The 9,228-nt window shown below is 62.3% G+C and carries 7 protein-coding genes; 2 read left to right on the top strand and 5 right to left on the bottom strand.

The features are described from left to right. Positions 1-223 precede the first annotated feature (223 nt). The gene (locus EOL86_09840; protein NCD25873.1) at positions 224-1,300 is read right to left on the bottom strand and encodes a TonB family protein; all 1,077 of its coding nucleotides are present in this window, start codon (positions 1,298-1,300) and stop codon (positions 224-226) included. Here EOL86_09840 and EOL86_09835 point away from each other — a divergent pair. Both EOL86_09835 and EOL86_09830 read left to right on the top strand, forming a co-directional pair. Beyond that, positions 1,058-2,437 (top strand): methyltransferase domain-containing protein, encoded by a 1,380-nt coding sequence (locus tag EOL86_09835; GenBank protein NCD25872.1) that lies wholly within the window; start codon positions 1,058-1,060, stop codon positions 2,435-2,437. The genes EOL86_09840 and EOL86_09835 overlap by 243 nt on opposite strands. A 34-nt stretch (positions 2,438-2,471) precedes the next feature. After that, positions 2,472-3,449: a lipoate--protein ligase gene (locus EOL86_09830; protein NCD25871.1), complete on the top strand. Its 978-nt coding sequence runs from the start codon at positions 2,472-2,474 to the stop codon at positions 3,447-3,449. A gap of 165 nt (positions 3,450-3,614) precedes the next feature. Here the strand turns inward: EOL86_09830 and EOL86_09825 are convergent, their stop codons facing one another. The 4 genes from EOL86_09825 to EOL86_09810 form a co-directional block, all read right to left on the bottom strand. Further along, positions 3,615-5,147 carry a methyl-accepting chemotaxis protein gene (locus EOL86_09825; protein NCD25870.1) on the bottom strand — a complete coding sequence of 511 codons (1,533 nt, stop codon included), beginning with the start codon at positions 5,145-5,147 and terminating at the stop codon, positions 3,615-3,617. 138 nt (positions 5,148-5,285) lie between these two features. Then, positions 5,286-7,235 (bottom strand): methionine--tRNA ligase, encoded by a 1,950-nt coding sequence (gene metG, locus EOL86_09820; GenBank protein ID NCD25869.1) that lies wholly within the window; start codon positions 7,233-7,235, stop codon positions 5,286-5,288. Positions 7,236-7,268: 33 nt separating this feature from the next. After that, the gene (locus EOL86_09815; protein NCD25868.1) at positions 7,269-8,489 is read right to left on the bottom strand and encodes a hypothetical protein; all 1,221 of its coding nucleotides are present in this window, start codon (positions 8,487-8,489) and stop codon (positions 7,269-7,271) included. 135 nt (positions 8,490-8,624) lie between these two features. Then, positions 8,625-9,228, bottom strand: a 604-nt coding sequence (locus tag EOL86_09810; protein ID NCD25867.1) for a dihydropyrimidine dehydrogenase, incomplete at its 5' end; no start/stop codon positions are given.

Genomic DNA, 9,228 nt, shown 5'->3' with positions numbered 1-9,228 from the left:
CGGTCCGGACCATGCCCTTGAACGAGGATTTGATTGTTTGGCATGGGTGCTTCATCTGGAAGAAAAACGCCCGGCTATCACCGCCAGCCCGGGCCTGGGTGGACATGGCCGTGGGAAAATGCGCCTGGCCCGAGGGGTTGTCCTGATCGAGGGGTGCCCGGCCAGGTTTTTTTGGATTTCAGATCAAGAAGGAAACGTCGTCTGGAAAATTCGATGCCACGCCTCACCGCAACTGGAAATGCAGGGGCAGGATGGCCTGGCAGGCCACGGGGCGGCCGTTCATGGTGGCGGGGCGGAAGCGGGAGCGCAGCGCGGCTTCGCGGGCGGCTTCTTCCATGCCGAAGCCGGCTTGGCGCAGAATCTCGACGGCCTCGACGTGGCCGGAAGCGTCGAGGGAAAGTTTAAGGATGACGGTGCCTTCCCGGCCCTGGCGGCGGGCCTCGCGCGGGTATTCGGGACGAACCAGACGGGCGATGCCCGGGCCGTTTGGGGCGCCGAAATGTAACGGCCCCATCCCGCCGCCTGCCGTGCCGCCTCCACGGTGAATCGAGGACGCTCCGCCGCCGTGGCCGGGTTTGTTCTCGGACGGCCTGTCTCCGTTGCCCGGCATGGAGGTGCTGGCCGAGTTTCCGGTGATCGTCAGGTTCGTGCCGGTCATGGCGGTCAGAGTGCTTTGCCGTGACAGCCGGGTCTGTGGGCTGATGGATGCTGCTTCAGGATTGGGCGGACGTGGTCGATGTGGTTTGGCCACGGGCGCGGTTTTGTTTTTTTGCGGTACGCGCGGCGTGGGCTGGGCTGGAAGGGCGGGAGTCGAGGATGGCCTTGACGGTGGAGCTGGCGCGTCATTGTTTCGGGGGATGGGCTGGTCGGCGCGCGCGTCCGGGGGAATGGCGGTTTGGCGTGGTCCGGCCTGGATGATCGGGATATTTTGCTGGCCGGGATTGCCGCCTCCGTCACCCAGAATTGACGCGCCCAGGTCCAGGGCTGGAAGACCCGGACCGATGGTTGCCCCCGGCCCCTGACCGAGCCAGACAAGGGTCGCGGCCAGGAACGTGGCATGCGTGACCAGGGCGCAGGCCAAGGACAGCAGGGCGGGCAGGACACGGCGTGGTTTTTTCCCGTGGACGGAGCCGGCCGCTTTTCCTATTTCTCCGGCCAGCGCCGTATTTGGCCGCGTGTTCGGGCGTGCGTCCGGGCACGTATCAACCAGCCAGGCCGCGTCCTGGCCTTCGAGGACATCATCGTGGATATTCAACTTGTCATTTCCGCTGGTCGGGAAAAATCGTTGCTCCGGCGTCATCCGTGGATCTTTTCCGGGGCCGTGGCTACTGTCAAGGGTCGCCCCAGGTCGGGCCAGACCGTGGAGGTGCTGTCCGCCAGCGGAAACTGGTTGGCCAGGGCCGCCTTTTCGCCCAAATCCCAGATCCAGGGCCGGGTCTGGACTTTTGATCCGGACGAGACCGTGGACGCGGCTTTTTTCCGGCATCGTATTGACCAGGCCCGCCAGCGGCGGACCGCCCTTATTTCCGCCGACTGCACGGGCGTGCGTTTGGTCCATTCCGAATCCGACGGCCTGCCCGGCCTCATTGTTGATCGTTACGCCAACGTCCTTGTGTTCCAGATTGTCACGGCTGGCTGCGAGTTTTGGCGCGACGCCATTATCGACGCCCTGCGCGGCCTTTTTCCTGACGACGTCATCCTCGAACGTTCAGACGTGGACGTGCGGGCCAAGGAAGGCCTGGACGAACGGATCGAGGCCGTGCACGGGGCCGTTCCGGATCAGATCGCCATCCGCGAGAACGGGGTGGACTATCTGGTCGATGTCCGCTCCGGGCACAAGACCGGCTTCTACCTGGACCAGCGCGACAGCCGTCAGGCCGTGGCCCTGGCCACGCGGACCATGGACCGTCCCCGGGTGTTGAACTGTTTCTGCTACACCGGCGGCTTTGGTCTGGCCGCGTTGCAGGGCGGCGCTGGCCATGTCACCCAGCTCGACGCCTCGGCTCCGGCTCTGGCCCTGGCCGAACGCAACCGCGAGCTGAACGCCTTCGCGCCGGAGCGCATGACAACGGTTTGCGGTGATGCTTTCCAGATTTTGCGGGGCTGGCGCAAGGAAAACCGGCAATTTGATCTCATCGTGCTCGATCCTCCCAAGTTCGTGGATTCCAAGGCCAGCCTGAACCGGGCCGCGCGTGGCTACAAGGACATCAATCTGTGCGCGTTCCGCCTGCTCGCGCCCGGTGGCCGGTTGTTCACTTTTTCCTGTTCCGGCTTGATGGAAGATGCCTTGTTCCAGAAGATCGTGGCCGACGCGGCCCTGGACGCCGGCCGCACCGGCCGCATTGTCCGCCGTCTGACCCAGGCCCCGGATCATCCCGTGGCCCTGGCTTTTCCCGAAGGTGCCTATCTGAAGGGCCTGGAAGTGGTCGTGGAATAGTTTCTATCGGGCCAAGTCAAGGCAAGGAGCGTTCATGCGGTATATTTTCAATGCCCACACCGACCCGGCCTTTAATCTCGCGGCCGAGGAATGGTTGCTGCGTAACACGGATGACGACATTTTCATGCTCTGGCGCAACGACAAGGCCGTCATTGTCGGGCGCAATCAGAACACGGCCGCCGAGATTGACGAGGCCTTCGTGCGTGAGCACGGCGTCGCGGTCATCCGGCGTCTGACCGGAGGCGGGGCCGTGTTCCACGATCTGGGCAACGTCAATTTTACCTTCATTCAGCACGGCGAGCAGGCCAGACACCTGGATTTCCATCGTTTCACAGTGCCCATTCTGGAGGCCCTGCGCGCCATGGGCGTGGATTGTCGGTTCGAGGGGCGCAACGATCTGGTCATCGATGGCCAGAAGTTTTCCGGCAACGCCCAACTCGTCGAGAAAGATCGGGTTCTGCACCACGGCACCCTGCTGTTTTCGGCCCGGATGGCCGACTTGTCCGGTGCCCTCAGGGTCAATCCGGTCAAGTTCGTGGGCAAGGCGGTCAAGAGCGTCACCAAGCGGGTGACCAACATTGCAAGCCATTTGCCCGCGCCCATGAGCGTGGAGGCCTTTATCGAACAGGTCATGGCCCATGTTTCGGGTGGTGCCTCGCGGTCGGCCCTGGGATTTACGTCCGGGGAAGAGGCCGGCATCGGGGAGCTGGTCCGGAGCAAATACGGGACCTGGGATTGGAATTTCGGGGCGTCGCCCACGTATGGTTTTACCCGTGGCACACGCACTCCGGGCGGGGTGGTCGAGGTTCATCTCGATGTCCACCACGGCCGTATCCAGGCCGCGCGGATTTTTGGGGATTTTTTCGGCACCCGTCCCGTGGCCGGATTGGAGGGCCGTCTCGCGGGCTGCCGGCACGAGAGGGCCGATATCCTGGCGGTGCTGGGCGATGTGCGGGTGGAGGAATTCATTCGCGACGTGGACGCGGCAACCTTTGTGGAGTGTCTTTTTTAGCTGTCCGGAAAGACGCGGTGCCCTGCACGGGCTGAAAGCCCGTGCAGGCTATGATGCCGGCGGGTAGCGGCTGGCGTCCCTGCCCGCCGGAATGGTCATTTACAAAAAACGGCCTGGAGTTTTCTTTCGGAACTCCAGGCCGTATTGCGTTGCAATGGTCGGCGGCTAGCGCTGCTGCATTTGTTCCATGGCCTGATCGAGCTCCATGGCCAAGGTGCGCAGGTTGTCGACGCCGGTCTTGAAGTCGTGCATGACCTGGACCGTGTTCTCGGCGATGGAATTGACCTCGTTGGTGGACCGGCCAATCTGCTCGCTGGCCGCGGATTGTTCCTCCGTGGCCGTGGCGATGGCCCGGATCTGATCGTTGGTTTCGCTGATGAGGCGCAGAATGGCGGCCAGGGAGTCGTTGGCCGCCTGGCTGAGTTCCGTGGCCTGGCCGATGACCTGGGCCGTGCCCTCCGTGGCCTGGATACTGGTCCGGGCGCTGTCCTGGATGGCCCGGATGTACTGGCTGACTTCGCTGGTGGCCTGCATGGTTTTTTCGGCCAGTTTGCGGACTTCGTCCGCGACCACGGCAAAGCCGCGCCCGGCGGCGCCGGCTCGGGCCGCCTCGATGGCCGCGTTCAGGGCGAGAAGGTTGGTCTGGTCCGCGATATCGTTGATGACGGCCATGATGCGCCCGATGCCCTCGGCCTGGGTGCCCAGGGTGCTCATCTCGGATTTGAGTTGGCCGGCCCTGGTGTTGACCTGGTCCATGACCTGGATGACCTCGCCGACAATGCGCGCGCCATCGGAACCCGTGGATTCGGTTTTAGACGCGGCCTGGGACGCGGAACCCGCGTTGCGGGCCACCTCCAGGATGGTCGCGTTCATCTGGTCGATGGCCGTGGCCACCTCGGCCGTGCGCATTTGCTGCAATTCGACATCCTGGCTGGCGCCCGTGACCTGATTCAGGAGCTGCCCGGCCAGCTCGGTGACTTCGTGGGCAATGTTCAGGGCCTGACGCGCGCCCGTGGCGATACGCTCGTTTTGGGCCAGGATTTGGTCTTCCTTGAGCTTGATATTGGTGAAGTCCATGACCGAGGTGAAGGCGCCCCGGATTTCCCCACTGGCGTTCACCAGGGGGAAGGAGGCGATGGAAATGTATTTGGTGTTGTTTTTGCGGGACTGCATTTCGGTTTTGGCGAATTGCTTGTCCTTGGCCCGAATGGCCTTGTCACAGATGGTCTCGCACTGGTCGTTGTAGAAGAACTCGGAAAAAAGGCGGCCTTGAAAGCTTTCCGGGGCGCCGTCCTGTTCCGTCAGCCGGACCATGGGAGCGTTGAGCCACTCGATGCGGCCTTTGTTGTCGACAATGGCCATGGGCATCATCAGGTTATGAAGCACCGTGTCGTTGAGGACGGATTTTTCCATGAACTTCCGGCCAAGCTCCGCGATGTCGCGTCCCAGGATGTCGAGTTCGATTGGAAGGTCCGCAATGGGCGGCGTATTCTGTCCGGCTGCATGGGCCGCGGTACATTGGTGCAGGCTTGCGAGAGATGGAAGAACCCGGCGTTCCAGATATAGAGCCGCCCCGCCCAGGAGAAACAGGCCGGCCACTCCCAGGATCATGGTTGCCGCGCTGCCCAGGTTCAGGGCGATGACGGCCAGATTCAGCAGCCCAGCGAGACCGAGAAGAAGATGGAAAATCCGTCGCATGATGCCTCCCTCTGATTAAACGTACCACGGCCGCGGGGTGTGGGCATGTGGCACATCGAGCCAGCTGGTGGCGCGTAGTGACACAAACGGGCCGTTTTACGGACGGCCCATATGACCCACGGCGAAAATCTTGAGTTGTTAGGATACCTTGGACCCGCTCGTGACTCCCGAACTTGGTCCGAGGAGGGCGAGACCGCCATCCTGTTTCACTGCCAGAATCATGCCCTGGGAGACCAGCCCACGGAGCTTGCGCGGCTTCAGGTTGGCCACGATGACCACCTGCCGTCCGACAAGGTCCGCTGGCGCCCAAAACTCGGCGATGCCGGACACGATCTGGCGCGGGCTGTCCTCGCCCGCGTCCACCTTGAGCACGAGCAGACGATCCGCCTCGGGGTGCTTGTCCACCGACAAGACCGTGCCCACCCGCAGATCAACCTTGGCGAAGTCCTCGAATTCGATGCAGGTTGGACAGGCCATGGCCGGCTGGGGCGTCTGTTCCCTGGGGGCCTTGGCGTCCTTGGCCTTCTTGGGTTCGGTCGGTGTTTCGGCCTTGGGTTCCAGATCCTGGCGCGGGAAAAGGTTGGACCGATCGGCGACCTTGGTTCCCGGCTGTAGACCGAACCAGGACGACACCTCCGATTCCAGATCGACGCCGGCCAGGTCGAACACGCCGCCAAGTTGGGCGATCATGGTTTCGGCCGTGGAGGGCATGACCGGCCAGAGATGCACGGCCACCTTGCGCAGGCCTTCCAGGATCACGTACAACACCGTGCCCAGCCGGGCCATGTCCTTGTTTTTGAACAGGGTCCAGGGCGCGGTGGTGTCGATGTATTTGTTCAGGAAGCGGATCAATTCCCACAACGATTTAATGGCCCGCGAGAACTGGAAATGCTCGAACTGGATCTGGAAATTGGTCATGGCGTTTTGGCCGAGATCCAGCACTTCCCGGTCCACGTCGAGCAGGTCGCCACATTCCGGGACCGCGCCGCCGAAATACTTGTGGGTCATGGACAAACTGCGCGAGTATAGATTGCCAAGATCGTTGGCCAGATCGGCGTTGAAACGGCCGACCAGGGCCTCCTCGCCAAAGGACGAATCCTGACCGAAACTCATTTCCGAGAGCAGGAAATACCGAAACGCGCTCAGGCCGTACTTCTGGGCCATGTCCAGGGGGGCGACGACGTTGCCCAGGCTCTTGGACATCTTGGTTTCGTTGATGGTCCAGTAGCCGTGCACGCGCAGCCCCTTGTAGAGCGGGATGCCGGCGGCCATGAGCATGGTCGGCCAGAACACGGCGTGGGGTTTCAGGATGTCCTTGGCCACGAGGTGGTGCGCGCCGGGCCAGTATTTCCTGAACGCCTCGCCATCCGGATAGCCCAGGGCCGAGATGTAGTTGATCAGGGCGTCGAACCAGACATAGGTCACGAAATCGCGGTCAAAGGGGAGCTCGATGCCCCAGGTCAGACGGGTCTTGGGCCGCGAGATGCACAGATCGCCCAGGTCTTCCTTGAGCATGGACAGGACCTCGTTGCGGTAGCGCTCGGGCTGGATGAAATCCGGATTGGCCTCGATGTGCGCCCGCAATGGCTCCAGATATTTGCTCATGCGGAAAAAATAGTTCTTTTCCTTGATGAAGGTCGGCACGGTCTGGTGATCCGGGCATTTGCCGTCCACCAGTTCTTTTTCGGTGTAAAAACGTTCGCAGCCAAAGCAATAATGCCCACCGTATTCGTCGAAATAGATATCCCCCTTGTCGAAAACCTGCTGCAGCACGTGCTGGACGCATTTTTTGTGGTGCTCGTCCGTGGTCCGGACAAAGGCGTCGTTGTCGATTTCCAGGCTCGGCCACAGATTTTTGAAGAGCTGGCTGATGGTGTCGGCGTATTCCTTGGGCTGCTGGCCATTGGCCTCGGCCGCCTGGACGATCTTGTCGCCGTGTTCGTCGGTGCCGGTCAGAAAAAAGGTGGCGTCGCCCTTCAGACGATGGAAGCGACTGATACTGTCGGCGACGATGGTCGTGTAGCCATGACCCAGGTGCGGCTTGGCGTTGACGTAGTAGATGGGCGTGGAAATGAAAAAGGGCTTCACACAATCTCCTTGAAAGCTGGGCCGTGGGGCCGTTTAGTCGTGCTCTGGGGTTTGGGGGCGATCCGGGCGCGGGGCGCGTGATGGACCAGGTTTGCGCCGCTTGTCCTTGTGGCGTGGGTCTCGTCGGGGAGTTCCGTCGGTCTCCGATTTGACTTCCTCGCCTCGGGGACGGGGGCTGCCCGCGCGCTCGGGACGGTTTTGGTCCAGGCGATCCTGGCGTTCGGGCCGTTCGGGGCGCTCCGGGCGTGGCGCGCGTCGGGAATCGCCGTCCTCGGCGCGGGGCCGTTCCGGGCGTTCGCCCGGATGGCGCGGCCGTTGCTCCCGTCGTTGCGGCTTGAAGGGCTTGCGCTCGGGGCGTGGTCCCTTGGAGCGCAATTCCGGATCGACCAAGGCCTCCAGCTCGGCCGGAATGTCGTCGGTGGTGTCGTCCTGGACCTGGACGCGGGGCTGATCCAGGAGGATGGCGTTCCAGTCGGCCAGCGTGAAATCCAGTTCTTCCCCGGCTTCGGTCAGAACGCTGACCGAGTCGCGGAACATGTTGGAACGCAACGTCTTCATTACGCCCTGGGTCGTGGAATATTTCCGGCCAAGCTTGGGCGCGCGGTGCTGGAAGTCGGAGTAGTTGTCCTTTTCATAGGCCAGGCAGCACAAGAGCCGGCCGCAGACTCCGGAAATCTTGGCGGGATTTAAAAACAGGTTTTGATCCTTGGCCATTTTGATGGTCACGGGCTCGAATCGGCGCAGATAGCGGCGGCAGCAGCAAACCTGGCCGCAGTTCCCCAGCGCTCCGATCATTTGGGTCTCGTGACGGACGCCGATCTGACGGAGTTCGATGCGGGTGCGGTAGTTGCGGACCAAATCCTTGACCAGTTCGCGGAAGTCGACCCGTCCCGGGGCGGTGAAGAAAAAAATCATCTTGCTCTTGTCGAAATAGACTTCGACATCGACCAGTTTCATGTCCAGACCCAGGCGGGCGACGCACTGCTGGCAGAATTTCTTGGCTTCCCTGGCCAAGCCCTGGTTTTCGATGCTGATTTCCTGGTCTTCCTGGTTGGCGGGGCGGTAGATGGGCTTGACCGTGTCCGGATCGACGCCGGCGGGAATATCATCCCGGATGGCCACGATGTCTCCAAACCCGATTCCTTCCTCGGTTTTGACCAGAACCTTGTCGTGCAGGGACAACACAAAGGGGCTGGCCAGAAAAAAATAAATTTGTCCTTGGCGTTTGAATGAAACTCCGACGTATTGGGCCATTATGTATCCTGAAGCGTTCCGGCGCGGCGCGGGAACGCGGCGTGTGAAAACGTGAATGGCGCTGGGCGCACAAAAAACCGGCTCCGGGCAGTGCCCGGAACCGGTTGTGTACCCACGGAAGGAGAAAGTGACAAGTCAGAGAACCCCGAGTCGGCGGGCGATTTCCCGGGCCGAACGCCGTCCCGCGCCCATGGCCAGGACCACCGTGGCCGCGCCGGTGACGATGTCTCCTCCGGCGAAAACCATGGGGATTTCGGTTTCACCGGTTTCGGGATTGGCCTGGATGTAGCCCCATTTGTTCAGGGTCAGTTCCGGGGTTTCGCGCAGCAGGACCTGGTTGGGGCCGGTGCCGATGCCCAGAATGGCCAAGTCCGTGGGGATGTCGAAAAACGCGCCATCCACGGCCACGGGTTTGCGCCGGCCCGAGGCGTCGGGCTCGCCCAGTTCCATGCGTTGCACGGTCAGACTCTTGAGGTGTCCGGTCTCGTCGCCGTTAAAGGCAATGGGCGCGGCCAGATTCTCCAGACAGACGCCTTCTTCCAGGGCATGTTCCAGCTCTTCCCGGCGGGCCGGCATTTCGTCCTTGGTCCGACGGTAGACGATGGTCACCTTTTCCGCGTCCAGGCGCAGGGCCGTGCGTGCCGCGTCCATGGCCACGTTGCCACCACCCAGAACGATCACCTGGCGGCCGGCGGCCACGGGCGTGTCCACCTCCGGGAATTTGTAGCCACGCATGAGG

The organism is Deltaproteobacteria bacterium (assembly GCA_009930495.1).
In the GTDB taxonomy this organism is placed as follows: Bacteria; Desulfobacterota; Desulfovibrionia; order Desulfovibrionales; family Desulfomicrobiaceae; genus Desulfomicrobium.
This window is presented reverse-complemented; position numbering and strand designations above follow the sequence as displayed.

What these genes read in the sequence shown, in the direction of transcription:
- EOL86_09835 (NCD25872.1), top strand. Translation starts at nt 1,058, where the DNA reads ATGCGTGACCAGGGCGCAGGCCAAGGACAGCAGGGCGGGCAGGACACG.
- EOL86_09840 (NCD25873.1), bottom strand. Translation starts at nt 1,300, where the DNA reads ATGACGCCGGAGCAACGATTTTTCCCGACCAGCGGAAATGACAAGTTG.
- EOL86_09830 (NCD25871.1), top strand. Translation starts at nt 2,472, where the DNA reads ATGCGGTATATTTTCAATGCCCACACCGACCCGGCCTTTAATCTCGCG.
- EOL86_09825 (NCD25870.1), bottom strand. Translation starts at nt 5,147, where the DNA reads ATGCGACGGATTTTCCATCTTCTTCTCGGTCTCGCTGGGCTGCTGAAT.
- EOL86_09815 (NCD25868.1), bottom strand. Translation starts at nt 8,489, where the DNA reads ATGGCCCAATACGTCGGAGTTTCATTCAAACGCCAAGGACAAATTTAT.